This is a genomic window from Steroidobacter agaridevorans (assembly GCF_009932555.1).
Taxonomy (GTDB): domain Bacteria; phylum Pseudomonadota; class Gammaproteobacteria; order Steroidobacterales; family Steroidobacteraceae; genus Steroidobacter; species Steroidobacter agaridevorans.
This window is the reverse complement of sequence record NZ_BLJO01000011.1, coordinates 1-25,121: the sequence shown is the minus strand read 5'-3', so window position 1 is coordinate 25,121 and position 25,121 is coordinate 1. Positions and strand designations below refer to the sequence as shown.

Here is a 25,121-nt window from a genome sequence, read left to right as displayed (position 1 = left end):
GTTCCCTCAATACATAAGTGAATCGACCACGCACGCGGAATCTTGTAAATGCGACCGGGCTGCGATGGCGCCTCTCACTGCGGTGAATCGCAGCTGAGGAACTTTGTGGGGACGCCGGACTTTGCGTCCTCGCATCAGGTGCACGGAGACGAGCATGCGAAACAAGGCTGGCGTTGTTTGTTTGGGAATGTTCGTCAGCGCGTTTTCGCCTAAAGATAATTTTTCCAACCGACACCGAATGTGCCCGCCCGATGGCGGCCAGCATCCGAATCGCACGCTCGCATTCAATCCGGATGGCGAGCTGATCGGAACGTTTCAAGCGCCTCAATAACGAGCGAGGAATCCAGTAATCATGCAAGCACCCGCTGCACGGAGCCGACCCATGCGCAAATCGAAGATCCTGCTTAGTCTGGCGACGATGGCAACCATTGCTGGCGGCGGCACGCTCGCCGATTCACTGCCGCCCGATGCCACTTACCGTCCGTTGCCAACGTTGCCGCTGGATGTAGTCCGGCGAAACGATGAGGGCGCGAAGCCCGCCGTGCAGCGACGCCAGCAGAGCCTTTTCAACGAGCGCTACGACATGTCGGATCGGCCCATGCAGGGCGTGAAGATGTCCGGCGGTCGCAAAGGCGTGCAGGAAGGCGTGCGCGTGAAGTTGCGCTCCGGCACGAGCTGGGACTCGCTGGCGAACATGACGCCCGACGACATCAAGGCGAAAGGTTTGTTTCCTGCGGGCTTCATGCCGTTGCCCCACGTCAAGCACCTGACGGGCGGACAGGTGTTCCCGGAAAACCAGATCAAAGCCATCGGCGATGCCGAGGATCGCAATCTCAAGCGCTTCGACGTCGATTTCGATCTGCCCGATCACCTGACGCCGGAATTTCCGGCGCCGATCTTTCTGATCAACCGGCCGGATCTGGGCGATATCAGCGGCGGCCAGCTGCTGACCATTCGCAATTATTACGCGAAGGTGGTCGGCGTCCTGACGCCGGTGCAGATCGAAGGCCTGCGTCTGCTGCTCACGCCATTCCCGCAGGAAGAGTTCAACCAGACCGAGGATCGAAAGGTGGCCGAGCAGAGCGACGGCGTCGCGTGCTTGGATTGCCATGCCAACTTTCACACCAACGCGGCGTTCCATCTGACGCCCGACGTGCGCCCGCAGGCCTCGCGCTTCCGTCTCGATACCACCAGCCTGCGCGGCATGTTCAATCAGCAGATCCATGGCTCGAAACGCTCGCTGCGCTCGGTCGAAGACTTCACCGAGTTCGAGCAGCGCACCGCGTACTTCAATGGCGATCACGTCAGCGCCACGCGCAAGGGCGTGCACCTGCCGGATCGACCCAACCAGGTCGCCCTGATGGCGCAGATGCAGAACATGATCGACTTCCCGCCGGCGCCGAAGCTCGATCCGCTGGGTCGGCTCGATCCGAGCAAGGCCAGTGCGAAGGAGCTGGCCGGAGAAAAGGTCTTCATGGAGAAGGGCAAGTGCGCCACTTGCCACATTCCGCAAGAGTCGTTCATGGATCACCAGATGCACGACCTGAAAGCGGAGCGCTTCTACAAGCTGGGCCAGGTGTTCAACGATCAGGTCGCGATGCCGGACGGCGCGATCAAGACATTCACTCTGCGCGGTATCAAGGACTCGCCGCCGTATATGCACGACGGTCGCCTGATGACGCTCGCGGATACGGTCGAGTACTTCAACCTGGTGCTCGGGCTGAAGCTCACCGCGGACGAGAAGGATTCGCTGGTCGCTTACCTGCTGGCGCTGTAGGAGGACGTCAAATGTCACGACATCTATCAGTTTTGGTATTGGCCGGCAGCTGCGTGCTGCTGGCCTCCGGCAGCTTCGCGCAAGAGGGCGCCAATCCCGCCGGCATGTCTCCCGATACCGAGGGCAAGGAGCTGGCGAAACCAGCGCCCGAAGGCTCGAACACGCAGGACAAGTTGTTCGTGCGTCAGGCGGCGCTGGGCGGCCAGGCGGAAGTGGAGCTGAGCAAGATCGCGCAGAAGAAGGCGACCGATCCGGCGGTGCGCGAATTCGCCGATCGCATGGTGGAAGTGCACTCCAAGTCGAACCAGCAGCTGATGAAGCTGGGCCGCGGCATGCAGCCGGATCTGCCGAAGAATCTGGATGCCGAGCACCAGAGCGTGCGCAACGAGCTGAACAAGGCGCAGGGTCAGACCTTTGATCTCGCGTATATCTCGTCGCAGATCCAGGACCACCAGCGCACGGCCAATCTGCTGCAGTGGCATATCAGCACCGGCCAGAACGAGGCGCTGCGAAAATATTCCATGGAGACGCTGCCCGAGGTGATGGCTCATCTCGAGCACGCCAAGGAGAGTTACGCGATGCTGACGCAGGGCGCAGGTTCGAAGCGGTAACGCTCCGCAGGGGCTCTTTGGCGAGCAGAGAGCCCCGAGTCGGACTTGAATCGTGCTAGCCGGTCAGCTGATTCTCCGGCGCGGCCGCCCTTTGCTGGTCGGCCACGTCGATCTCTTTCTCTGCCCGCAACCAATCGCTGAGCTCCGCGCCCGGCGCGAAGCCGCGTTGCTGCGCCAACTCATAGGCACGGCGCGCGATGCGCTGCCAGCGTGTCTGTGGAGTATCCGGGGCGCTTCGTTGCACGTTCGTGTGGATGACATCGGGTACTAAAGCTTCCGGCACGCTCTCATCCGCGTTGGCGGGCCGGTTCAGTGCGGGATCGATTTTTACGACATGTTCCGAGGACGATTTTCTTGCCGGACGCATGGTGACTCCCCCGAGAAACACGGTGCTGGACGGGAACAACCTGGCAGTGAGCCTATATTCTTCCGCTTCGGATCGGATCCGTGGGTGGGAAACGCGGCGGAATCGAATCGGATCCCTCGCTAAACGATGTTTCAGCATTGCGCGCTGCGATGCGTGGAGGCTGCCGATGAGCAAGCGAATTTGGGTGTGCACGGTTATCGCGAGCGCGACGCTTGCCGGCTGCGGTGGAGAGAACACGAGCTCGAAGGTCGCGCCGCCGGGCAGCGAGCCGGTCGCCAAAACCAAGATGCTCGAGTCCGGCGCGAATCTGCTGCAAAACAAGGCGCCGCTCGGCGAGTTGAACGCCTACCTCGACGGCTTTCACTTCTACAACGGCAACATGCAGGCGCAGATGGAGGCCCATCACTACTGCGGGCATCTCAACGAGGATCTGATTCAGTGTGTGATCTTCGATGGCAACGGCGACGATGCAAAGCTCATGGGCGTCGAATACATCGTCACGGCGAAGTTGTTCGCCACGCTGCCGCCGGAAGAGAAACATCTGTGGCATAGCCACGTGCACGAGGTGCGGTCGGGGTCGCTGGTGGCGCCGGGGATCCCGGAAGTTGTCGAGCGCGAGCTGATGACGAAGATCGCGGGTACTTACGGCAAGACCTGGCATACCTGGCACACGGACCAGCAGAACGCACTGCCGCTGGGAACGCCGATGTTGATGATGGGCTTTACCGCGGACGGGCAGGCGAACCAGCAGATGATCGACGACCGCGACCGGCGTTTGGACGTGTCGAGTGCCGAACTGCGCAAGCGGCGCGCCGACATTCCCTATCCGCCGATCGATCCGGAAGCCGACGCATGGAGCAAGGGCATCGTGATGCAATTGCGGATCGAGCAGCGCGCGGAGGGAACTCCGCACTGAATGCCGGGTTCAATTCAGGATGACAGGGGACCACCCACAGGAGGCCCGCATGGCAACCCGGAAACGTGCAAAGAAGAAGCAGTCGACTCGAAGCAAATCCACCAAGAAGACCACCCGCAAGGCAGCTAAGCGTACGCTGATCGCGCCGCGCGGCGATAAGCGTTATGTGCGCCGGTCGAAAAAGGGCCGCTTCAAGGAAAGCGACGATGTGAGCGCGTCGTTGTCGCGCGATCGTCGGAAGCGCGCGAAGCGCAAGGCCAAACGAGGCCAGGGCGATAAGGGCGATTGATCTTGCGGTTGTTCAATTCGAGCCGCGGTGGAAGCTAACCGGCCGGTTAGCTTCCTCGCATGTCTCATTCCTTATCGTCGAATTTCGCTTCCAGTTTCCGCGCATCGGCAAGATGTTGCTGCAACGTCGGCAGCGTCTTCTTTGCCAGCGCGCGCAGCTCAGGATCCAGGGTCGTATCGTTGGCCGCCGTCTGGAACAGCTCCACTGCCGCTTCGTGGTCCTTCACCATTTGTTCCATGAAGTCCTCGTTGAAGTCGTTGTCCGCGGCCTGATGCTCGAACTTTTCCTTCATGCCTTTATGCATCAGCCCCGGTTCGGTCGGCACTTCCAGGCCTTTGCTCTTGGCCGCGGCCATCAGCTCCTTGTTCGCCTTGGTGTGATCCGTCACCATTTTTTGCGCGAACGCTTTCACGTCGGCATTCGTCGCCTTTTCCGCTCCGAGCTTGCCCATCGCGACTTCGGCAGCGCCGGCTTCGCCGGCCTTCTTCACGAAATCCTTGGCTGAGATCGCGTCCGCGCCGAACGCGGCCATACTGGTGCTCAAAGCCCCTATCAAAAGCAGGGTTGAAATCTTCATGGCCCACCTCGTTTATAACTTTTTCCTAACAAGCGATATTCCGATTCGATGCTTCGGTATCAAGCGAACGCGCCGTGCACGAGTCTGTTCCAGGACGATGCACGGTGCTGCGGGGCAGGCAGAGATATTTCAAACGGGCCGGCTCTTGTCGACTTCGCCGCGCCAGGCGCCGGTTTCCCGGCCGCGCGATTCGATGAATTTCTTGAAGTCCTGCACTGTGTTTTCGACACGCGAGCCGAAGATTCCGACGGCGTCGCCGATGTTTTCAATGGCGCCTTCCGGCTCGTAAGCCATCACCAGGCGCACGCGAGTGCGATCGGCGCCCAGCGGCTCGAAACGCACGGTGCCTGCGTTGGGCGCGCCGGAAATACTCTTCCACGAAATGCGTTTGTCCGGCTCCTGTTCGGTGATTTCCGCATCCCACTCTTTGTCCTTGCCCCAGATCTCCGCATGCCAATGCACATGCGTGTCGTCGATCTGCCGCACTTCCTTGACGCCCGCCATGAATTGCGGGAACTCCTCGAATTGGGTCCACTGGTTGTAAACCGTGTGAATCGGGCAATTCACGTCAACAATTTTCTCCACGTGTTCCACGACGCTCTCCTCGAGTCTTGTCACAAGCTGCGAACGCCATGCGCGATGCTCAAGTTCCTGGCGGCGGGCCGTCGCCGGGTGGATGCAGCAGCCGTCGAAACTGGAGCCGGCTGCGCTCGACAAACTCATCCATCGCGCGATCGCGTGCATAACCTTTCGCGTCGGGAAGCGCAGGACTGCTTTCGTAGTTGGAGCGGACGATGCGCAGGCGCGGCAGCAGCGCTCGGGTCGCGCGCAATGCTGAGAGAGTCTTGGCGTCGTCGCGGCTCAGCAGCTCGAACTCCCGGGCGACCGGCAGCTCCAGGTCTTCCAACCACCATTCAACGAGATAGACCAGATTGTCGATGGTCTCGTCGATGACGACGACGGGGTCACGGTAGTCCATGGCACGGGGGTGGAGGCAGCAGGGACCTGTTGTTATATACAGGTACACAAGGCAGTTCAATAGGGGAGTCGGTGGCTGCGGACGTCGCTCGCCGCCGACGTGTTCGGGCGCGTCCAGATCGGGTGAAATCGCGAATACACGGGCGGGAAGACCGAGCACGGAGACAAGCAATGAAGACATTCGGCAACACACTGGCAGTGCTGCTGGGAACCGCGTTTTTGAGCGTGGCAGCGGCCGGCGCGACGGAAGTGTTTCGCGCCCATTATGAAATCCGCGTCGCCACGCAGGGCACCGACAACAAGGTGCGCTCCACGTTCGAAACGCGGCCCGGCGAGCGCTTCACCTTGAACCTGCCGCCCAATGTGGTAGCCATGGCGGTGCGCCGGCTGAACGCGGAAAACTACGAACTGGAAGTCACGGTCACACCGGCCAAAGCAGAAAAAAGCACGGCCACGTTCAGCCACACCTACCAGGGCATTCTCGGACGGCCTCTGGAGCTGAAAAACACGGCCGATGGCGTCAACGTGGACGGCGCGATCTCGGTGGTGGTGCTGAACCGCTGAGGGAGCCCGCCGTCGTCCGGGCCTTGCATCCTTGATGCGAACCATTATCATCTCGGCCGCCGCGCCCCTCTTATAAGTAAGGGGCGCGGTCAGCAGCCCGCCCCTGACCGCGCCCCCTCCTATTAAGAGGGCGCTCCGGTCGAGCCAGCCATTTCTCGAGAATCACGCAACGTGTGCCCGTGAGTGGGCTGGCACGTCAGGGATATTTATGGCCGGCTCACTGGTTCGTTTGCTGAAAGGAACATTGCTCGGTGCGGGTATCGCGACTGTTGCAGGCAATAGCGCTGTAGCGGAAACCAACGCGGACCTTGCCGAGCGCAATACCATCGTCGTCACGGGCGTCCGCGACAAGGGACAAGCGTCGGGCACCAAGACCGACACGCCGCTGATCGAAACGCCGCAGACCATCACAGTCATCGATGGCGACGAGCTGGCGCGTCGTAACGCGCGCTCCATCAATCAAGCGCTGGACTATGTCGCCGGCGTTTCTGCCAATCAGCGCGGCGGCACGGTGACCCGTTACGACCAAATGTATCTGCGCGGCTTCAGCCCGACGTTTTATCTCGACGGCATGCGCCTGATCGCCGGCCCGTACTCGACGCCGCAGATCGATTTCAATCGCGTCGATCATCTCGACGTGGTCAAGGGTCCGGCGTCGGTGCTGTATGGCAATTCGTCACCGGGCGGTCTGGTGAATCTCACCAGCAAGACGCCCGAGCCGACCGCGTTTCAGCGCCTCGAAGTCGCCGCGGGCAATTTCGATACGCAGCTTGCGAACATCGATATCAACCGGCCGCTGGATGAAGCAGGCCATTGGTTGTTCCGGCTGGTCAGCGGCGCGCAGCATTACGACGGCTTCACCGACATGACCGAGAGCGAGCGCACGCACATCAGCCCGATGCTCACGTTCGCGCCCTCGGAACACACCAGCTTGACGTTGATCGGCGCTTATCAGCACGACCCGAAAGGCGGCGGATATTCGGGCGTGCCGGCGTTCGGCTCGGCGCTGCCGAATCCGTTCGGCGAGCTGCCCGAGGACATCAACACCGGCGATCCGGATTACGAAGTGTTCGATCGTTACCAGCGCACGTTCTCGGCGCTGTTCCGGCATGATTTCAACGAGCACGTTTCGTTGCGGACCCATGCCCGCTTTCACAACACCGAGCTGAGCTATCGCCAGATCTATGTCGCGGGCTTCCCGACGACCGGCGCCGGTGCGAATCGCAATACCGACTTCTCGAGGATCATTCGCGGCGGCGGCGGCGCCGACGAAGACTTCGATACGATCACCGCCGATACCAGTCTTGCGATCAAGTTCGCTACCGGGCCGCTGGCGCACAGCGTGCTCGTGGGTGTGGACTATCAAAACATCGACGGCGAGAACTTCCAGCATTTCAATACCGGCGAGACCAATAGTCCGGTCACCAGCATTCCCAATTTGAGCCTGTATGCGCCGAGCTATCGCGGCGTGATGCCGACGCGCGATCTGACGCGGCTGTCGGCGGGTTACACCAACAACGACACCGAACGCGAGCAGATCGGTTTCTATGTGCAGGACCAGATCGAGATCGACCGGCTGCAGTTGATCGCAAGCGGCCGCTACGACGACTACCAGCAGGATACGCTCAACAAGAAAAACGGCGTGCTGACGCCGCTGTCCCAGCATGCCTTCACCGGACGACTGGGTGCGTTGTATGAGCTGCCGATGGGCCTCGCGCCGTTCGTGAGCTATTCCGAATCGTTCGAGCCGCAGACCGGCACGACCTATCGAGGCGATCCGTTCGATCCGGTGACCGGCCGTCAGTATGAAGTGGGCCTGAAGTATCAGCCGCAGGCCATGAACGCGCTGTTCACGCTCGCGGCCTATGACCTGCGTCGGCAGAAGGTGCCGGTCGGACATCCGAGCGCCGGCGCCAATGGCATTCCCAACAACGCGCAGATCCAGATCGGCGAAGTGAAAGTGCAGGGTGTCGAGCTGGAAGGTCGCGGCGAAATCTTGCCGGGATTCGAAGTCGTGCTCACCGGCACGTACACCGATTCCGAAATCACCCGAGGCGCGCCGGCAAGCGGCGTGACGCCTTCAACGACGGGCACGCGTCTGCTCGGCGCGCCGGTGTGGATGGCATCGACTTTCCTGAGCTATGACTTCGGCGTGGCGCGTCCCGAAGGCCGGCTGGGCGGACTGAGCCTGGGCCTCGGCACTCGTTACGTTGGCGGCTCCGAGGGCACGACGACCTACGCGGTCATCAACAACGTGCAGCAGTTCAATCACTTCACGACCGACAGCTTCGTGCTGGTCGATGCGCTGGCTTCTTACGACCTGGGCCGGTTGTCGTCTGCTTTGGAGGGCGCGCAGCTGGCGTTGAACGTGGCCAACCTGTTCGACGAGAAGCACGTCACGGCGTGCCCGTTCTCCAACAGCTGCTACTTCGGCGCGTCGCGCACCGTCGTCGGGACGTTGCGTTACGAGTGGTGACGATCAAGTCACGACGATCGGACGATCGCGCGTGATGATCATTGTATGTTCGAACTGCGCACCTCGGCTGCCGTCCGGGGTGCGCAGGGTCCAGCCGTCCGGAGCGGTCACTGCCGTCGTTGCGCGTGTCGTCAGGAACGGCTCGATGGTGATCACCCAACCTTCCTGCAACAGCATGCGATTGCGCGGCTCGAACGTGTTCGGAACTTGCGGATCCTCGTGGATGTAACGGCCCACGCCGTGGCCGCACAAGTTACGCACGACTCTGAATCCACAACGCTTGGCCCGACGCTCCACCGCGCGACCGATGTTGTGCATCGGGGCGCCGGCTGTGGCCTGTTCCATCGCGTCTTGCAGCGCCTGCCGGGTCGCTTTCAAAAGCTGAGCCGATTGCACGGACACGGCGCCGACCGGAAAGCTCGCGCCAGTGTCGGCCCAGTAGCCGTCGAGCTCGGCGGAGACGTCGATGTTCACCACGTCGCCCTCGCGCAGGACGCGCTGCGAGGACGGGATGCCGTGAGCGATGTCGTCGTTGACGCTGATGCAGGTGGTTCCCGGGAACCCATAGGCCAGTTGCGGCGCCGAGCGGGCGCCCTGACGATCGAGGATTTCCCGGCCGATCGCATCCAGTTCCGCGGTGGTCACGCCGGGCGCCACACGAGCGCCCATGGCATCGCGCGCTTCAGCCACGATGGCGCCAATGCGCTGTAGACCTTCGATGTCGTGCCGGCCGTCGATGGACATGTCTTCACCTGAGGATTCGAGAGCGCACAGCGTAGCGCGTGACCTCCAATAACACCAACGCCGCCGCCCCAACTTCGAGCAGGATGGTCGTGTTCATCATGGAGCTGTGAGCCGACAGCGGCGCGACGACGTAGTGGCCGAGGCTGTCCAATCCAAGCACGGCGTAGACCGTCAATAAGATCAGCCCGATCGTTTCGCGTCCTCGGTATACCAGGAGCGCGCCGACCCCGCCCAGCGCGGTCATTCCGATCCACGCCAGGTAGACGCCGGCCCGAGACCACGACGCTGGCAGGCCCGGATAGTCGCCGAGAAACTCGGCGTTGTGTACAAAGTGCACGAGGCTCGCCACGGCATAGCAGGCGAGCAAAAGGAACAGCAGCCGGTGGTTCGGGCGAGTCACAAATGTTTCCAGCGACGATGTGACTCCTGTGTAACAAACGTTCGCCCACTGCGTAAAGCATCTATCTTGAATCGCGACCCTCGTCGGCGTAGCGTCGGGCGCGAACGTGATCATTCACGTAGGAAGATCCGATGTGTTTCGGGCGCATCGTCGCCCCGATAACAACAACGATCTGGCTCCCGTCGGAATATCAACACGGAGTATGTTTCATGAATAGGCATGAGGGATTGCGTCGGCTGCGATCCGGCGCATCGCGCCTGACCGCGCCCGCCCTGGTTCTAACAGCCGCAGCGCTGGGATTCTCGCCTTTGAGCGCCGATGCCAAGCCTGCCGCGAAAAATCTAGGCGGTGGACTCGAGCAGCTTGCACAGCCCGCGGCTGCCGCGCGTCGGGCCGCAGTTAGCGAAGTTCAGTTGACTCATCCCATTCAGTTCGATACTGCGGGTCGCGCGCTGGTGCGTATCTCACTGGATGGCAAAGTGCCGGCCGCGACGGTGATCGAAAGTTTGAAAAGCACGGCGGGCGTGGAAGTCACGGCCACCGACCTGAGTTATCGCGCCGGTGTGGTCGAGGCCTACGTGCCGGGCGGTTCGTTGTTAAGCATCGCCGGCAAAAAGGGCGTGCTCGCAGTCGTGCCGTCGAGCCCGATGGTCACCAACGTCGGTGCGACCGACAGCCAGGGCATCGTTCAACATCGCGTTGACAAGATTCCCGGCATCGATGGCGCGGGCATCACCGTCGGAGTGATGTCGGACAGCTACGATACCAATGTGGCCCCGAACAGCGCCGCCGCCGATATCGCGACCGGTGACTTGCCGGGCGCCGGCAATCCCTTCGGCAACACCGAGCCGGTGGTCGTGCTGCAAGACTGGCCGGCGGCGTCGGATGAAGGCCGCGCGATGTTACAGATCGTGCATGACATGGCGCCGAAGGCGAGGCTCGGCTTCGCGACCGCGAACGGCGGCGAAGTGAATTTCGCCAATAACATTCGCGCGCTCGCCGGCTTCTCGGGCGCGCCGAACGCAGTGCCCGGCTTCAAGGCCGATGTCATCGTCGACGACATCATCTATCTGGCGGAACCGTTCTTCCAGGACGGCATCGTCGCGCAGGCGGTCGATGAAGTCGCGGCGGCGGGCGTGTCGTATTTCTCCTCCGCCGGCAATCGGCCCGCCACCCAGGCGTATGACTCCAAGGTGCACATCGTGCCGGGCGCCCCCGCTTCGTGGGCGGGCACGAATCTCGACTTCAGCAGCGTGGATCCGGCGTTGTACGCAGGCGGCTTCCACGATTTTGCCGGCGGCAGCGACGTCGATATCGCGCAGACCATCGCATTCACCAACGGCAGCACCATCGTGTTCCAGTGGAACGAGCCGTACGATCCGATTCCGCCGACGCCGGTGGGACCGCCGATCGTTGCCGGCGTTGGCACGGTGCCGCCGAATGGAACGTCGACATTTACGTTCCCGGGCGCGGCCGGGCAGCTGGTCGAAATCTTCCTCGATGCGGATACCACCACAACCGGCACGCCGAATCCGGATCTGACCTTCACCTTGTTCGATCCGAACGGCCAGGAGATCCAGTTCGTCGATTCGAGCACCAATCCGGAATCGCTGACCCTGGAGCTGCCGCTCGCCGGCACCTACACCGTGCTGGTGGACAGCTTCACGGCGGCGCAGTTCGGCGACTATTCCTATCGCGTGCAGGAGGTGGAAGTCGTCGAGCAGGTGCTCTCCGATTACAACCTGCTGTTCTTCCTGCCGAATGGAACGTTCATCGGCTCCTTCGCGGAACAGAATCGCTTCACCAATCGACCGGTGGAAATCGGCCAACTGCCAGGCGCAACCTTGCAGATGGTGGTCGCGCGCGCCAATACGCCGAACGGCAAGAACCGGAACGTTGCCGATCGCATCCGTTACGTCGGCTTCAGCGGCGTGAATCCGCAGGAGTACTTCAGCTATCTCGGTCCGGTGACCTACGGCCACAACTCGGCGGCCGGCGCGATGGGTGTCGCGGCCTATGCGTTCTATGCGCCGTTCGTTCCGGAGGCGTTCACGTCGCCCGGCCCATCGACGATCTACTTCGACAAGAACAACAAACGTTATCGCTCGCCGGTGATCCGGCAGAAGCCGGACATGGCTGCGATGGATGGCGCCAATACGACGTTCTTCACGTCGGATTCGATCGTCGATCCGGATACATTCCCGAACTTCTTCGGCACGAGCGCGGCGGCTCCGCATGCGGCGTCGATTGCGGCGCTGGTGCTCGACGCAGCGGGTGGGCCGGGCTCGGTGACGCCGCAGCGGATGCGCAAGATCCTGCAGGAGAGCGCGTTCCGTCATGATCTCGATCCGTTCTTCTCTTCCGGCTTCGCGCTGTCGGGCGGCAGCCTGGTGGCGATCAACGCGTCGGCGGATCAGAACTCCATCAGTCAGTTCGATCCGAACGTGTTCACGATTACCCAGCTCGGGTTGCGCAAACTGGCCAGCTTGTCGATCAACGGCAGCGGCGGCAATGTGACACAGACGCCCAAAGGTATCGTGTTCGATGAACGGAGCACACCGGCTCCCGCGCCTGGACAGCCGTTCGTCGTCGGTCGGACGGTGGGGCTGGATGCGTCCGACGTTACGGCCGCGCTGTCGATTCCGGCGGATCCGCCGGGTGCCGCCGGCCAATACAAACAACTCGATCTCGCGTTCCGTTCAGGATCGTTCCGCAGCGGCGACTTGCTGTCGTTCGGCATCGATCGCGACGAAGCCGATGCGGCCGGCCCGAATGTCGCGGCGGGCGGCAACTCCGCCGACTTGTTGGGCGGCGGTGTGCTGATTCCCTCGGGCAACGTTGTTCCGGGCGGCGCCAGCTTCTTCGGCACCTATGAAGGCGGCGGCAGCTTCCGCGGCGAGTTCTTCAACCTGATCGGCAAGGGCTACAGCCAGCTCGACGGCTACGGCTTCGTGAACGCCGAAGCGGCGGTCAAGGCCGTGCAGAAGAAAAAGTAACCAGATCGCTCGATCGAGGCCCGCGACGTGAGTCGCGGGCCTTTTTTTGTCAGCTGACGTTACTCCGCATACGCCGGAAACGCGGGCAGCTTGGCGATGTCCGCCTGCTCATGCTGAATTACGACGGTGGCACGCAGATTCTTGGCGAGACCTTTGAAGCGATCCAACGAGGCGAGCGACTGCGCGCGGTCGGTGTTGAAGATGGGCACGCCATTCGTGGCGTAGTTCTCCTCGAAGTGCGCCACGTCGCCGGACAACAGAACGTAGCCTTGCTTCGCCAGCTTCACGAGCAATCCGTGATGGCCCGGCGTGTGGCCCGGCAAGTCGAGCATGACGACACTGCCATCGCCGAACACGTCTTTATCGCCGGTGATTTCTTCCAGCTTGCCGGCGCCGTTGAGCCAATGCGTTAGCGGCTTGGCGCGCGTGCTGCCTGGGGCTCTTACCGCAGTGATATCGTCTTTGCCCATCAACAGCCGTGCCTGTGGGAACAGCGCCGCCTGGCCAGTGTGGTCATAGTGATAGTGACTGATGCCGATGATTTCGATCTGCTTCGGATCGACACCGAGCCTCTCGAGCTGATCGGGCAGCGACCGGGTCAGACTCTCGCCGGTCGCGCCCGGTCCTCGCAACGGTTTGCCGAGCGCCTCGGTCGACACACCCGTGTCCCACAACATGTACGTCTCACCGTGCTTGATGAGATAGCAGGCCGCGCTCAGCTGCTTCGATTTGCCAACGTACGCATAGGTGTCGGAGAACAGGTTCAGGTCGTCTTCCTGAATCACCCCGCAGTCCAGGCGCCAAAGCTTCACTGGGGAGGGGGACGCGGCCGGCGTCACGGCAGCAACCAGGAAGAGGGTGACGGCAAGAAACGTCAAGGACCGTGGGTTCATCAGGGAAACCAGTAGTTTGCAAACGTACGGCAAATGCTAGCCCGAAATGGGCAGCCCTGGTGGTTTTGTGACGGCGGCCCGGTCGCGCGGGGCCTCCCGCATTTGTAATATCGCGATAGCAGCGGGAGGACGGAATAACAATGCTGGTGGGTATCGACCTGGGCACGACCAACAGCCTGATCGGCGCGTGGGTCGAAGATAAGCCGCGCCTGATCCAGAACGCGTTTGGAGAAGTCCTGACCCCTTCGGTCGTCGGCCTGGACGACGCCGGCGGCTTGCTGGTGGGCGCGCCCGCCAAGGATCGATTGATCTCCCATCCCCACCTGACCGCAGCCGGTTTCAAGCGCTACATGGGCACCCAGTATGAGGTTCAGCTCGGCACCCGGCGCTTTCGTGCGGAAGAGCTGTCGGCTCTCGTCCTGCGCTCGCTGAAAGAAGACGCCGAGGCGTTCCTCGGTGCACCGGTGACTGAAGCGGTCATCACGGTGCCGGCGTACTTCAACGATACCCAGCGTAAGGCGACGCTCGCCGCAGGCAAGCTCGCTGGCTTGCACGTCGAACGCCTGCTCAACGAGCCGACGGCGGCAGCGCTCTCTCATGGCCTCGCCAACAAGAACGCGGAAACGAAATATCTGGTCTTCGATCTGGGCGGCGGCACCTTCGACGTGTCCATCGTCGAGCTGTTCGACGGCGTCATCGAAGTGCACGCCAGCTCCGGCGACAATTTCCTGGGCGGCGACGATTTCCGCGATCAGCTGGTCAAACTGTTTCTCGCGGAACATGCGGCGGCGCTGAAGATCGATCCATTGAAACCGCCGCAGGCATTGCTCGAGCGCACCTCTCGCCAGGCCGAGCTTGCCAAGCGCAAGCTCACCAATGCGCAGAGCGCGCAAATGTGCGTAACGTGGGAAGAACAGGAGCTGCGATGGGACATCACCGCGGCTGACTTCGAACGCCATTGCGAAGCGTTGCTGAACCGGCTCTCGCGTCCTATTCAACAAGCGTTGCGCGATGCCCGGCTGCGCACCGGCCAGCTCGATGAGGTCGTGCTCGTTGGCGGCGCCACTCGCATGCCGATGATCCGGAAGCTGGTGACCAAGCTGTTCGGCCGCTTCCCCGTGGTCGACATCAATCCCGACGAGGCCATTGCGCAAGGCGCGGCGATTCAAGCGGCTTTGAAAGCACGCAATTCGGCATTGAACGATGTGGTGATGACCGACGTCTGCCCGTACTCCATGGGCGTGGAGATCGCGCGTCAAGTCGGAGAGCAGCAGTTCGAGCAGGGCTTGTACGCACCGATCCTCGAACGTAACAGCCACATCCCGATCAGCCGCGAGGAGCGCTTCAACACCCTGCAAGACAACCAGACGCAGATCAATCTGCGCGTGTTCCAGGGCGAGAACCCGCTGGTGAAGAACAACATCCTGCTCGGTGAGATCAATGTGAAAGTGCCGAAGGGGCCGGCGCGGCAGCAGTGCGTGGATGTGCGCTTCACCTACGATCTCGACGGCCTGCTCGAAGTGGAGGTGACGGTGGTTGCGAGCGGTGAAAAGCAACGCCTGGTCATCGAAGGCAATCCCGGCGTGCTCAGCAAAGAAGAGATCGACCGGCGCTTCGCCGAGTTGTCCAAGCTGAAGCTGCATCCGCGCAACGATCTGGTCAACAAACAATTGCTGGCGCGCGCCGAGCGTGCCTACGAAGAATCGTTGGGCGCGGCTCGCGAGGCGATTTCGAGTCGGCTCGTGCATTTCCAGAGCGTGATCTCGCGGCAGGAGCGGCGGGAGATCGCTCGTGCGCGCGAAGAGTTCGAATCCTTCCTGAATGAACTAGAGACGGATCGCTAGCTTCTATGCGCGAGACTCCCTGGACGGTGCTTGGCATCGAGCCGACGACGGACGAGCGGGCGATCAAACGGGCGTATGCGTCGTTGCTCAAGGTCACTTCGCCGGAGAAAGATCCGGCGGGTTACATGAAGCTGCGCGAGGCTTATGAAAGCGCCAAGCAACACGCGGAGTATCTGGCCAGAGTTCGGGAAGAGGACGAGGAGGAGGAACAGGCGGACGAATCGCACGTGGATGAGGCTGTGCCGACGCCGCAGGCGGAGCCAGTGCCTGTCGTCGAGTCGCCGCAGCGGCGCGCATTTGCCGATCTGCATGCGCTGCTAGCCCAGGGACGGCGCGATGCGTTCCTGGAAAAGCTGGCGACGATCAAAGCCGAGAATGTCTTTGCGACGCTCGACGAGCAGTACTTCTTTACCGGTGAAGTTGCGCGCCTGATCCAGGAATTCAAGATCGACGATGTCGAATGGTGCGGACGGGTAGCCGAGTTGCTCGGCGCTCGTGAGCACGAAAACATGTTCGATGGCGATCCGCGCTACTGGCACGCGTATCACGAGCTGCTGCGATATTACAGCGAGCTGTTGGCGAGCCGCGCGCAGGTCCATTTGGATCGGCGATCGGGCGAGGAGCTTGCGCCAGGATATCTGCACGTCTATCACGTGCTCACATCGCCCTTCGATGCCGAGCGACTGAGCGCCCTCACGCGCTCGCAGACGTACTCGCGATTGGCAGAGCGTATCCTGGAGCGCGCCAGGAGCGATGCGAGTGTCGCCATTCCAGCGGAAAATCGAGAATGGTGGGAACGCACCGCCATGGCCGGACAGCACAAACCGGTCGCGGAGCCGGCATCGTTCACGGTAACCGCGCCGATCCCGGTGCAAAACGAGCGCAGGTTTCCGTTCTGGGCGATCTGGGTGACCTTTATCGTGCTCGCGCAGTTCGCTCGTGTCTGCTCCGATACGCACACCACGTCGTCTGTCCCCAGAAACAACGAACCTTTCGTTGCGCAGGAAGTGACGAAATGGCGTCAGGAGCAGGAGCGCCAGGAGCGTGAGATCGCATCGGGTAAAGAAAGATTGAATGCCCGCCTGGCGGCCTGCGACGTGGAGACGCGCGAAGCGATCTTCATGCAGATGTACATCTCGACATCGAACAAGCGCTTCGAAGCAAGCTCGGACGCCACCACCGAGTGGCGCACACCCGCCGCTCCGACCGTCGGTCGCCCATTCACCGTGGCGGACGCCGCGGCCCAATTGCCGTTGGATGAAAGCGACCCGGCAATCGCCGCACTTCTCGATAAGTGCCAGACCGTCAGCCTGTACGCCGACCCGGGAAAACTGATCGAGAAGCCCTGAGCAGACGGGCCATCGTCGCGTGTGAAAATTTGTTGGACCAAGGCCGCATAGACCCGTCGCCACGGTTCGCTCACTTTCGCTCGTCAGTCTCAGGAGCTTTGTCATGTACCGACGAATCCTGGTTCCAGTCGATGGCAGCGCGGCAGCATCGCAAGGTTTGGATGAGGCCATCGAGCTCGCCAGCAATTTGAAAGCGCGCCTCCGTCTCGTGCACGTCGTTGAGCCCATCGTCATGATGCCCGCGGAAGCGATGGCCGGCGCCGTCATCGAGCTCGCCGAAGGCATCCGCCAGGCCGGTTCCGAGCTGCTCAAAGAATGCGAGCAGCAGGTTGCGAAAGCCGGCGTTGAAGTCGATCGAGCGTTGATCGAGGCGCTCGGGCGCTCGGCCGGCGAATGTGTCGTGAAAGAAGCCGAAGAGGCAAAAGCCGACCTCATCGTTTGCGGCACTCACGGGCGCCGCGGGGTTCGCAGATTGTTGATGGGCAGCGACGCGGAGTACATCGTACGCCGCGCGCCCGTGCCGGTTCTGTTGGTGCGGCACCAGCCATCGGCTGCGGCCGAGGCGGCGTGAGCTGTCCCCGATCAGATGTGATCGATACTACAACTACCTATGGTGCCCGCCGGGCCAAAGCCAAAGTAGCCCGAGATGTTGATGTCGAACATTCCTGGCGGCCATGACAGGTCGCAGCCTGCACTGTGACAGCGGTGCACTGAGGGCACTTCCGCTTTGCGGCTACACTAGCGAATCTCGGTGCCGTTTTCGTGCGCCGAAACGCATGCTGAGCTTTGGGTCGGGGAACTTAACGAATGTCGAACGATGGCGGCACGAAGATCATTCATAGAAGGACGCCGGAATCAGCGGCGATGGTGGCAAACACCAAACGAGCGATGGCGATCACCGCCAGGCTCAACCGTTTGACGTTCAACGATGCCGGTGAAGTCAGAACCTTGTTCAGCGAGCTCATCGGCCAGCAGGTGGATGAGAGTTTGCTACTGATTCCTCCGTTCTATACCGCCCACGGGAACGAGATTCGCGTCGGGCGCAATGTCTTCATCAATCAGAACTGCACATTCTATGACCTTGGCGGGCTCGACATTGCCGACGAAGTGATGATCGGGCCGAACGTGAGCATCATCACGACCGGCCATCCGCTTGAACCTTCGCAACGCCGCGCCGTTACCATCGGCAAGCCCATCTTGATCGAAAAAAATGCATGGATTGCAACCGGCGCAACGATCATTGGTGGAGTGACCGTAGGCGAAAACTCGGTTGTGGCTGCGGGTTCCGTAGTCACCAAAGACGTGCCGCCGAATACTCTTGTTGGAGGAAATCCGGCTCGGGTCACTCGTCCTATTGGTGACGACTGAAGGGGCGCTCCCGCCCGAACGATGGCGTCTCGGACGAGGTGGAAGATACCCTACCGTATATCAGACGGACGGTCGGCCGGGGCCGACCCTGCGGCTGGAGTGGTCAGTAGGCACGAGCCAAAAACCACTAGGTGCAAGAGCCCAAGACCTCTCCGTTGGCAATCCTGTATCCAGGCGGATACAATTCAGCCGGTGAACACCCTCATCCGAACGGCCGAGTTCGCCGAGTGGTTGCGGCGGTTGCTAGGCGGAGACAAGTCGACGCAGAAGCGGGATATCAAGCGTGCAATCCAGCTTGCACGAGAGCTGGAGGAGTGAAGTATGGCGAAGGCAAAGAAACGAGCGAAGGCCAAGTCGCGCTCCGCTGAGCTTGCGCCTTTCGACGCTTCTGAATTCCTCGACAACGAGGAGGTCATTGCCGAGTATCTCGCGGCCGCGCTGGAGGATCCCGACCCGGATGTATTTCTTCGCGCCGTAGCTAACGTAGCCAAGGCGCGCGGAGTATCTCAGGTCGCGAAGGCCTCAGGGTTGGGTCGCGAGAGTCTCTACAAAGCGCTCGCTCCCGGCGCCAAGGTGCGATACGAGACGGTCCGGAAGGTGTTGGACTCGCTGGGTGTCAGGCTGACCGTGGCCGCCTGACAAGGTCGGCAACCGGGAGGTTCCCGCCGGGCCGGATCTGGCTTACAATGCGCGCCCTTCTCCGGGCTGGCTTAGCTCAGTTGGTAGAGCTACTGATTTGTAATCAGTGGGTCGGGGGTTCGAGTCCCTCAGCCAGCACCATCTCCAAATCCAAGAGCGTCCGAAGACGCCTCGCGAATCAAGAAAAGCGCTGTAATTCCCGGTAAAACCCGTCCGCCGCCATCCGAAGCCGTCCATTGACAGCCTAGCATAGCTGGGGGTAGATGTAGGGGTATCTTCCACCTAGTCACCGGTCGTACCCCCATGCTGACCGAGAAGACGATTCAAGCCGCGAAGGCTGCCGAGAAGCCCACAAAGCTGTTCGATGGCGGTGGGTTATATCTCCTGGTGAACCCTCAAGGCTCGCGGCTTTGGCGACTCAAGTATCGAGTTCACGGCAAAGAAAAACTGCTGGCGATTGGTGCCTATCCCGATGTGTCATTGAAGCGCGCCAGAGAGAAGCGCGACGATGCACGGCGGCTGCTCGCCGATGGCATAGACCCCAACGCCCAACGCAGGGCGGAGAAACTGGCTGCCGCCGATACATTTGAGGCAATCGCCCGCGAATGGCTAGAGCTTCAGCACAAGAAGCTTTCCCCGACGACGTATGTCAAAGCGCTGTGGATTTTCGAGACGCTGCTATTTCCAAGCATCGGGTCACAACCAATTCGGAAGTTAACGGCGGCTGACGTCCTTGCTGTCGTTCGGCGCATCGAGGCTCGCGGGAAACATGAGACGGCACACCGCGCGAAGCAGCGCTGCGGGCAGGTGATCCGATTTGCCATTTCCACCGGCCGAGCAGACCGTGATCCGACTTCGGATCTACGTGGCGCACTCGCTCCCGTCGTCAGGACGAATCGGCCCGCCATTACAGAGCCGGCTCAGATCGGCCAACTACTCAACGCCATTGACAGCTACACGGGCCATGCCTCAACCGCCTTCGCCTTGAAGCTCGCGCCGCTGCTATTCGTTCGCCCCGGAGAATTGCGTGGCGCTAGATGGGAAGAGTTCGAACTGGACGCCAAGGAGCCGCTATGGCGCATTCCAGCCGAGCGCATGAAGATGCGCGAGACCCATGTGGTTCCGCTGTCTAAGCAGGTTGTGAAGCTGCTGGACGACTTAAGGCCGTGGAGCGGGACTAGCGAGTTTCTTTTTCCTTCCGTGCTCAGTAACCAGCGGCCGATCTCCGACAACACGATCAATTCGGCCCTGCGCCGCCTTGGATACGCATCGGACGAGATGTGCGGCCACGGCTTCCGCGCAATGGCGTCGACCCGCCTGAATGAGCAGGGATGGCACCCGGACATCATCGAATTGCAGCTGGCGCATGCCGAGCGAAACAAGGTTCGGGCCGCCTATAACCGCGCCGAGAGGCTCACCGAGCGCCGAAAGATGATGCAGGCATGGGCGGATTATCTGGACGTACTGCGGGCCGGAGCAAAGGTAGTGCCGCTGCGCTTCAGCGCATGATGCGTTCTCAACCCTCGTAATATCCGCACTCCTAACCGCTTGCGCAGCAATTGGGTTCTAACGTAGATAAGGGAAACGGAAAAGGCCCACGTCGCGTAACCCGGAAGTCATGGCGCGGCACTATTCACCGAAAAACTTCTTTCGGCAGATGTCATCGGACCTGCTCGCGCGCTACTTCCGCGAGACGGAAGAGGATGCAATAGCAAGCCTCGCAGAGCGAGGAGACTATTCAACAAAGAACCTCTTCGAAGCATGGCTACTGATCCCCGACGAACATCGCCGCCGAATGGATGCGGAGTTCAGTTCGATCTTCGAGCTAAGTTGCGAAAAGGGATTTCGCGCCATCCTTGATGAAGCGGAATGGCAGTTGCTCACGATGGCCAGAGATCCGCAAATGCATGCGGCCTTCGTCGACAAGCTCGCGGGAATGTCTAACCATTTCGAGCGCGCGATGATTACCTTCCTTGACCACCGTCAATTCTGGAAGGCCGCGACACTGTTTTATCACGCGGACACTCTGTCCAACTGGCGCAAGCGTAAGAACCTTCCGCATCTTTCGGTCGCGGTGGACGCTGATAGTCTTCGGCAATTGGCGGATCTGATCCGTATCTATTTCCACCGCACTGAAGGTCGAGGGAATAACTGCGTGGTGGAGCCGTTCAGACGTGGCGAGTTGGATTATTTCTACGCCTATCCAGAGGATTATTCGCAGCAAGCAGTGGAATGGGTGAATGGCGAGTTCGATCGTCGCCCGCACAATCCCGCCTTCGAGGTGATCTACGTTTATTCGGAGAAGAATGGCACCCTCGATCTGAGCTGCCCCGGATCATACAAGGCGGTTGAACCGCTTCAGGAGATGTTCGCCCAGGCAATCTTGAAGCTGAGCGAGTTGCCACCGGACCCGAAGGACGGGCGCGTTTACGATCTGAACCCGCTGCGCCAACGAGGCTTCGATTTCGTCTTTGACGTTGGCAGCGGAATCCAGGGTGCCGTGATAAGAAAGCTGCGGCTTTCCTCAGTCGTGAATAAGGGTGATCGCATCACGATTGAAGCAGACGCCACGCAGAAGCCTGATGCGGTGTACAGGCTAATGGAGCAGATAGGCAAGTCGCTGCCGCTGGATCTTTATAACGTCACGCAAGTGGAGATCGCGGCGACAATAGTCACCGATGCGGGCAAGTCACAGAAGACAGTAACTTTTCGGCTCACGCATCCCAACTCCTGCTCGCTGAAATATGACGAGTTGGATTTGAAGCTCCGCGACATGCTGCGCGCCTCCAGCATCGAGCCGCAGGAGCCGGCCCCACCATTCAACGCGCCCAAAGCATCGGCGTGCGGATGACTGCGCCAGAGCCATTCACCCAATTAATTGCACGCCTCGGCGCGAATCAGGGCGCCCCCGTGGTCATCAGCACGCAGGAGTTGACGCGCTGGCCAGAAGCAACGCTCTCACTCCTGAAGGCTAACGGGTTGCTTGTGAGAACACGCCCGGCAGTCAGCACAGTGTGTTCCGGCTGCGAGCGGGAATGCGTCATGCCGGTAGATGTCGCCCCCAATCAGTCCGCAACTCCGGTAGCGTTCATCGTATGCGACAAGCGCCGCGACATTAATCGCGTAGCCGTTCCGCTGGACAACCTCGAACAGTGGCAGGCCACCGTCGATGCTGTCGCTGACCTTATCGCCGCTGTGCTCGCTCTGCGCCGGCCACTGAATCACAGCCGCGAAGGCGGAGTATGGCAACTTGGGCTATTGAGAGGCGTCAAGCACGCCGGCTATGTGAAGCTTCTGGTGAATGGAGAACTGACAGTTGCAGTGGGCGGACACCTTCTCGCGCTGTCCGATTTGCTCGAGCTTAAGGGGGATCATTTCATTGTAGATCGTCGACGACTGTTGCGTGCCGTGAACCATCCTGTCGGCAGCAATGCTGACATCGAATCAGCATCGGAACGACAGATGAGGATCCGACAGCGTGTGCAGGAACTAAAGGCGGGACGCGTCAAAGCATTCTTGAAGCAGATCGCTATTGAGGAAACGCTCTCGGTTAGTCGCGTGAAGCAGATTTTGGGCCGCGCTGCCATGGTTCCAGTAGGCAAGTCGGCAAGGAGATCGACAGCTATCTCGCAAAAGAAAAACATTCGGTAACAGGCGCTCTTGCGCGCGCCGAACGAGACAGCTTGCGGGCTAGTCCCCTAGCTCGTTCTTAATCGCTGCCCATGTTCAACAACGCCCTACGAGGTGTGAACGTGGCGCAATCCATCCTGAGACTTCCCGCCGTCAAGGCGCGCACCGGCCTAAGCCGATCCACCATCTACCTGCGGATGTCCGCCGGCGATTTTCCGCGTGCGATCAACCTCGGCTTTCGCGCCGTTGGTTGGATCGAAGCGGACATTGAAAGCTGGATCGCTCGCCAGATCGAGCGCAGCCGTTCAGTGCAACCCGTCGCCCGGTGACACCGGACCGATCGAACTCACCCCAATTGGCCGCCCCGGCAGAAAAAAGGCCGGGCGCACTGGTAATGCGAGCCGGCCTGAGGTTTTCACATGCAAACGATATCACAAGGCCTGACCGGCGACCGTTGCGAGTGCGGCGGTTGCCATCAACGTTTCAACTCGGCTTCAGCCTTCGACCTGCATCGAGCAGGCAAAGCCGGGGTTGATCGTCATTGTCGAGAGCCCGGCGAAATGCTCGCAATCGGCATGACCGTCAACGCTCAGGGCTTCTGGATCGAGCGGAGGCGTGGAGAACGCCATCAGAAGCGCCGACCGCGCGAGCAGGAGACGCGATCTCCGCAGACCCTTACTCATGTGACGGGTCTATGAATGCGCGGCGCGGATGGCGCAATTGCGCAACTCGATGGCGACAGGCCCGTGCTGGTGCCGCCGGGCGTGTACGACGTCGCGTTCGACAGCTATTCAACGTTCATGATGTTCGGCCGAGCGCCGAAGGTGCATCTGATGTTCCGCATCATGACGATGGGCGAGCACTTCGAAAAGCCGCTCAGTCGCTTCTGCAACGTCAAACGATTGATCGGCCGACCCGGTCCTTGGGGCAGATTCAAGGTCGGCTTTCACAGCGACTTCCTGAGGGAATTCGCTGCGTTGTTTGGCACACCCGTGCGGCTGGATCGTATCCCGATGTCGAACTTCGAGAATCACATCTTCATCGCGACGGTACGCACGGTCCAGAAAGGATCGCGCCAGGAACAGATTCCCGGCGGGCTGACCTACTCGGTCATCGCGAAGATTCGATGCATCAAGCAATGACGCACTCTTACCTGTACCTACTCCTACACCTGTACCTGCACCTACCCAAAACGCCATGGGGGGCGCATTCAAGTGCCGGTATTTTCAGATTCGATGTACTCATCGCCAGGTTGAATCTTGGCAACGAATTCGCCCGTGGTTCACGGTTGGGCGAAAGTCAGAGTCTGTCTACCTTCTGACTTCTACCGGCTCGGGGGTAACTCGCCGCCATCTCGGTGTCGACGCCCCCGGGTTCCAAACCCCGGACGAAAGCTCATGACAACCGGCCGCAGAGCAAACGATTCAAAGACCAAGGTCGAGCCGCACAATGCCTTGAAGGTAAGCACGACGCCCGGTGTCGACACCTCTACGACGCTTGCCAAGGTGGCCTTGCGTCCGAGCGTAAGGGCAGCGGTGTCCGTCCAGAGATTCGTAAAGCCTGAGTTCGGTGATGTGGATCTAACAGCCCTCGCCGATGAACTTTCCAGCCAAATCGCGACTGTGACTGGCGGCGACTTGCGGCGAGCAGAGGCGATGCTGATTGCGCAAGCCCACGTGCTCGAAGGCATCTTTCACGAGTTGGCGCGACGCGCGGGTCTCAACATGGGAGAGTACCTGCAAGCTGCTGAGACCTACATGCGCCTGGCGCTCAAGGCGCAAAGTCAATGTCGCGCGACCTTAGAAACGCTTGCGACGATGAAGAACCCGCCGGTGGCATTTGTGCGTCAAGCGAACATTGCACATGGACCGCAGCAGGTTAACAACGCTCCCGCCACCGACGCCCCGCGCGCGCGGGAATCAGAAATTGCGCCGAACGAACTATTGGAGGTGACCGATGGCAAACGGTTGGACCTTGGAGCGACGACGCCGGCAGTCGGAGCGGATTCGGACGTGGAAGCCGTGGGAACGATCGACCGGGCCTAGAAGTCCCGAGGGCAAGGCGCGAGCCAGTCGCAACGCGTACGGTGGAGGAACGCGACTGCTCTTGCGTACGTTGGCAAAAACTCTTCGTTCACAGAAGGAGCTTCTAGGGGGGCAGTGAACCAGCTGCAGACCTATCCCGCGGCGGAATTCGTGTCAGAATGCAGCACACGACGTTGAATACCCGACGATAATGATCGGTGAAGGAAGCTGTAGTGTGATATGTCACGTCACTTAGGTCACCTACATCTGAGTTGGGCAACAGACTAAGGAGAAGAAGAATGATGAAGTTGCTTGTGACCGTATTGGCTTGCGGCTGTCTCCTTGGATGCGCGAGCACTACAGCTCGTGGCAAAGAGGCGCTGAATCCGGGCATGACGACAGCGCAGGTAAAGGAGCTACTTGGTAATCCCGACGGGCGCTCGTTTGATGAAACCAACGAGGCATGGCAGTACCAAGATGTCGTTGGCTTTGGTCAATGCGAATACCTCACGGCGTGGTTCACAAACGGCGTGCTCAAGGCCGTCACAACTCGGCGCGGAGGTAGCGTAGCAGGGTGTGGTTTGGGATCTACACCTGTTGATTGTCGGTGGCGGACGTAATTTGCACACTTCTGGCGGACGAAAATTGCACAGTCAGGCAGGGTTGCCGCTCCGTGAAC

At 60.8% G+C, this 25,121-nt stretch carries 27 protein-coding genes and 1 tRNA gene; 21 read left to right on the top strand and 7 right to left on the bottom strand.

Going from position 1 to position 25,121, the window contains the following annotated elements:
- The first annotated feature begins 154 nt into the window (after nucleotides 1–154).
- The 3 genes from GYH35_RS31465 (at nucleotide 155) to GYH35_RS31455 (ending at nucleotide 2,388) form a co-directional block, all read left to right on the top strand.
- Nucleotides 155–331, top strand: coding sequence for a hypothetical protein (locus GYH35_RS31465; RefSeq protein WP_161830471.1), 177 nt, complete (start codon nucleotides 155–157; stop codon nucleotides 329–331).
- Nucleotides 332–418: 87 nt separating this feature from the next.
- Nucleotides 419–1,777 carry a cytochrome B6 gene (locus GYH35_RS31460; RefSeq protein ID WP_407700239.1) on the top strand — a complete coding sequence of 453 codons (1,359 nt, stop codon included), beginning with the start codon at nucleotides 419–421 and terminating at the stop codon, nucleotides 1,775–1,777.
- Between the two features lie 11 nt (nucleotides 1,778–1,788).
- Nucleotides 1,789–2,388: a DUF4142 domain-containing protein gene (locus GYH35_RS31455; protein ID WP_161815513.1), complete on the top strand. Its 600-nt coding sequence runs from the start codon at nucleotides 1,789–1,791 to the stop codon at nucleotides 2,386–2,388.
- Between the two features lie 55 nt (nucleotides 2,389–2,443).
- On the opposite strand, the gene GYH35_RS31450 is transcribed toward GYH35_RS31455, so the two are convergent.
- Nucleotides 2,444–2,755, bottom strand: coding sequence for a DUF2934 domain-containing protein (locus tag GYH35_RS31450; RefSeq protein ID WP_161815512.1), 312 nt, complete (start codon nucleotides 2,753–2,755; stop codon nucleotides 2,444–2,446).
- Between the two features lie 166 nt (nucleotides 2,756–2,921).
- Between GYH35_RS31450 and GYH35_RS31445 the strand changes: the two genes are divergently transcribed.
- Both GYH35_RS31445 and GYH35_RS34720 read left to right on the top strand, forming a co-directional pair.
- A complete protein-coding gene (locus GYH35_RS31445; RefSeq protein ID WP_161815511.1) occupies nucleotides 2,922–3,671 on the top strand; it encodes an OBAP family protein in 750 nt (249 codons plus the stop codon).
- Between the two features lie 49 nt (nucleotides 3,672–3,720).
- Nucleotides 3,721–3,960, top strand: coding sequence for a hypothetical protein (locus GYH35_RS34720; protein WP_202624904.1), 240 nt, complete (start codon nucleotides 3,721–3,723; stop codon nucleotides 3,958–3,960).
- Between the two features lie 64 nt (nucleotides 3,961–4,024).
- Here GYH35_RS34720 and GYH35_RS31440 read toward each other — a convergent pair whose 3' ends face one another.
- The 3 genes from GYH35_RS31440 to GYH35_RS31430 form a co-directional block, all read right to left on the bottom strand.
- Nucleotides 4,025–4,537 carry a DUF4142 domain-containing protein gene (locus GYH35_RS31440; protein WP_161815510.1) on the bottom strand — a complete coding sequence of 171 codons (513 nt, stop codon included), beginning with the start codon at nucleotides 4,535–4,537 and terminating at the stop codon, nucleotides 4,025–4,027.
- A 129-nt stretch (nucleotides 4,538–4,666) separates the two neighbouring features.
- Nucleotides 4,667–5,131: an SRPBCC family protein gene (locus tag GYH35_RS31435; protein WP_161815509.1), complete on the bottom strand. Its 465-nt coding sequence runs from the start codon at nucleotides 5,129–5,131 to the stop codon at nucleotides 4,667–4,669.
- A gap of 49 nt (nucleotides 5,132–5,180) precedes the next feature.
- Entirely contained in the window at nucleotides 5,181–5,516 is a 336-nt protein-coding gene (locus tag GYH35_RS31430; protein WP_161815508.1) for a hypothetical protein, read from the bottom strand.
- 170 nt (nucleotides 5,517–5,686) lie between these two features.
- Between GYH35_RS31430 and GYH35_RS31425 the strand changes: the two genes are divergently transcribed.
- Together GYH35_RS31425 and GYH35_RS31420 are read left to right on the top strand one after the other, a co-directional pair.
- On the top strand, nucleotides 5,687–6,079 hold the full coding sequence (locus tag GYH35_RS31425) for a hypothetical protein (protein ID WP_161815507.1): 393 nt from the start codon (nucleotides 5,687–5,689) through the stop codon (nucleotides 6,077–6,079).
- A 208-nt stretch (nucleotides 6,080–6,287) separates the two neighbouring features.
- Nucleotides 6,288–8,555 carry a TonB-dependent siderophore receptor gene (locus GYH35_RS31420; RefSeq protein WP_161830469.1) on the top strand — a complete coding sequence of 756 codons (2,268 nt, stop codon included), beginning with the start codon at nucleotides 6,288–6,290 and terminating at the stop codon, nucleotides 8,553–8,555.
- A gap of 3 nt (nucleotides 8,556–8,558) precedes the next feature.
- On the opposite strand, the gene map is transcribed toward GYH35_RS31420, so the two are convergent.
- Together map and GYH35_RS31410 are read right to left on the bottom strand one after the other, a co-directional pair.
- Nucleotides 8,559–9,299 carry a type I methionyl aminopeptidase gene (gene map / locus GYH35_RS31415; RefSeq protein ID WP_161815505.1) on the bottom strand — a complete coding sequence of 247 codons (741 nt, stop codon included), beginning with the start codon at nucleotides 9,297–9,299 and terminating at the stop codon, nucleotides 8,559–8,561.
- 4 nt (nucleotides 9,300–9,303) lie between these two features.
- Nucleotides 9,304–9,699 carry a hypothetical protein gene (locus tag GYH35_RS31410; RefSeq protein WP_161830468.1) on the bottom strand — a complete coding sequence of 132 codons (396 nt, stop codon included), beginning with the start codon at nucleotides 9,697–9,699 and terminating at the stop codon, nucleotides 9,304–9,306.
- A gap of 209 nt (nucleotides 9,700–9,908) precedes the next feature.
- On the opposite strand from GYH35_RS31410, the gene GYH35_RS31405 reads away from it, so the two are divergent.
- The gene (locus tag GYH35_RS31405; RefSeq protein WP_161830467.1) at nucleotides 9,909–12,695 is read left to right on the top strand and encodes a S8 family serine peptidase; all 2,787 of its coding nucleotides are present in this window, start codon (nucleotides 9,909–9,911) and stop codon (nucleotides 12,693–12,695) included.
- 59 nt (nucleotides 12,696–12,754) lie between these two features.
- Here the strand turns inward: GYH35_RS31405 and GYH35_RS31400 are convergent, their stop codons facing one another.
- Nucleotides 12,755–13,588 (bottom strand): N-acyl homoserine lactonase family protein, encoded by an 834-nt coding sequence (locus tag GYH35_RS31400; RefSeq protein ID WP_161830466.1) that lies wholly within the window; start codon nucleotides 13,586–13,588, stop codon nucleotides 12,755–12,757.
- A gap of 140 nt (nucleotides 13,589–13,728) precedes the next feature.
- On the opposite strand from GYH35_RS31400, the gene GYH35_RS31395 reads away from it, so the two are divergent.
- The 13 genes from GYH35_RS31395 to GYH35_RS31335 all read left to right on the top strand — a co-directional run bounded on the left by GYH35_RS31395 (nucleotide 13,729) and on the right by GYH35_RS31335 (nucleotide 24,463).
- Complete coding sequence (locus GYH35_RS31395; RefSeq protein WP_161815501.1) at nucleotides 13,729–15,432, top strand: Hsp70 family protein; 1,704 nt, start codon at nucleotides 13,729–13,731, stop codon at nucleotides 15,430–15,432.
- Between the two features lie 5 nt (nucleotides 15,433–15,437).
- On the top strand, nucleotides 15,438–16,781 hold the full coding sequence (locus GYH35_RS31390; protein ID WP_161830465.1) for a J domain-containing protein: 1,344 nt from the start codon (nucleotides 15,438–15,440) through the stop codon (nucleotides 16,779–16,781).
- A 103-nt stretch (nucleotides 16,782–16,884) separates the two neighbouring features.
- On the top strand, nucleotides 16,885–17,352 hold the full coding sequence (locus GYH35_RS31385; RefSeq protein ID WP_161830464.1) for a universal stress protein: 468 nt from the start codon (nucleotides 16,885–16,887) through the stop codon (nucleotides 17,350–17,352).
- 236 nt (nucleotides 17,353–17,588) lie between these two features.
- Entirely contained in the window at nucleotides 17,589–18,149 is a 561-nt protein-coding gene (locus GYH35_RS31380; RefSeq protein ID WP_161830463.1) for a sugar O-acetyltransferase, read from the top strand.
- Between the two features lie 321 nt (nucleotides 18,150–18,470).
- Nucleotides 18,471–18,788 carry an addiction module antidote protein gene (locus tag GYH35_RS31375; RefSeq protein WP_161830462.1) on the top strand — a complete coding sequence of 106 codons (318 nt, stop codon included), beginning with the start codon at nucleotides 18,471–18,473 and terminating at the stop codon, nucleotides 18,786–18,788.
- Nucleotides 18,789–18,853: 65 nt separating this feature from the next.
- Nucleotides 18,854–18,929: transfer RNA gene (locus GYH35_RS31370), tRNA-Thr, on the top strand.
- 162 nt (nucleotides 18,930–19,091) lie between these two features.
- Nucleotides 19,092–20,297, top strand: a complete 1,206-nt coding sequence (locus GYH35_RS31365; RefSeq protein WP_161830461.1) for a tyrosine-type recombinase/integrase — start codon at nucleotides 19,092–19,094, stop codon at nucleotides 20,295–20,297.
- Nucleotides 20,298–20,406: 109 nt separating this feature from the next.
- Complete coding sequence (locus GYH35_RS31360) at nucleotides 20,407–21,639, top strand: hypothetical protein (RefSeq protein WP_161830460.1); 1,233 nt, start codon at nucleotides 20,407–20,409, stop codon at nucleotides 21,637–21,639.
- Entirely contained in the window at nucleotides 21,636–22,439 is an 804-nt protein-coding gene (locus tag GYH35_RS31355) for a hypothetical protein (RefSeq protein ID WP_161830459.1), read from the top strand. Before GYH35_RS31360 ends, GYH35_RS31355 begins: the two co-directional genes overlap by 4 nt.
- A 101-nt stretch (nucleotides 22,440–22,540) precedes the next feature.
- Nucleotides 22,541–22,747, top strand: a complete 207-nt coding sequence (locus tag GYH35_RS31350; protein WP_161830525.1) for a helix-turn-helix transcriptional regulator — start codon at nucleotides 22,541–22,543, stop codon at nucleotides 22,745–22,747.
- Nucleotides 22,748–22,837: 90 nt separating this feature from the next.
- The gene (locus tag GYH35_RS35590) at nucleotides 22,838–23,116 is read left to right on the top strand and encodes an FDXHR family putative zinc-binding protein (protein ID WP_456115297.1); all 279 of its coding nucleotides are present in this window, start codon (nucleotides 22,838–22,840) and stop codon (nucleotides 23,114–23,116) included.
- Nucleotides 23,117–23,560 (top strand): hypothetical protein, encoded by a 444-nt coding sequence (locus GYH35_RS31340; protein WP_161830457.1) that lies wholly within the window; start codon nucleotides 23,117–23,119, stop codon nucleotides 23,558–23,560.
- A 255-nt stretch (nucleotides 23,561–23,815) separates the two neighbouring features.
- On the top strand, nucleotides 23,816–24,463 hold the full coding sequence (locus GYH35_RS31335) for a hypothetical protein (protein WP_161830456.1): 648 nt from the start codon (nucleotides 23,816–23,818) through the stop codon (nucleotides 24,461–24,463).
- Nucleotides 24,464–25,121 lie beyond the last annotated feature (658 nt).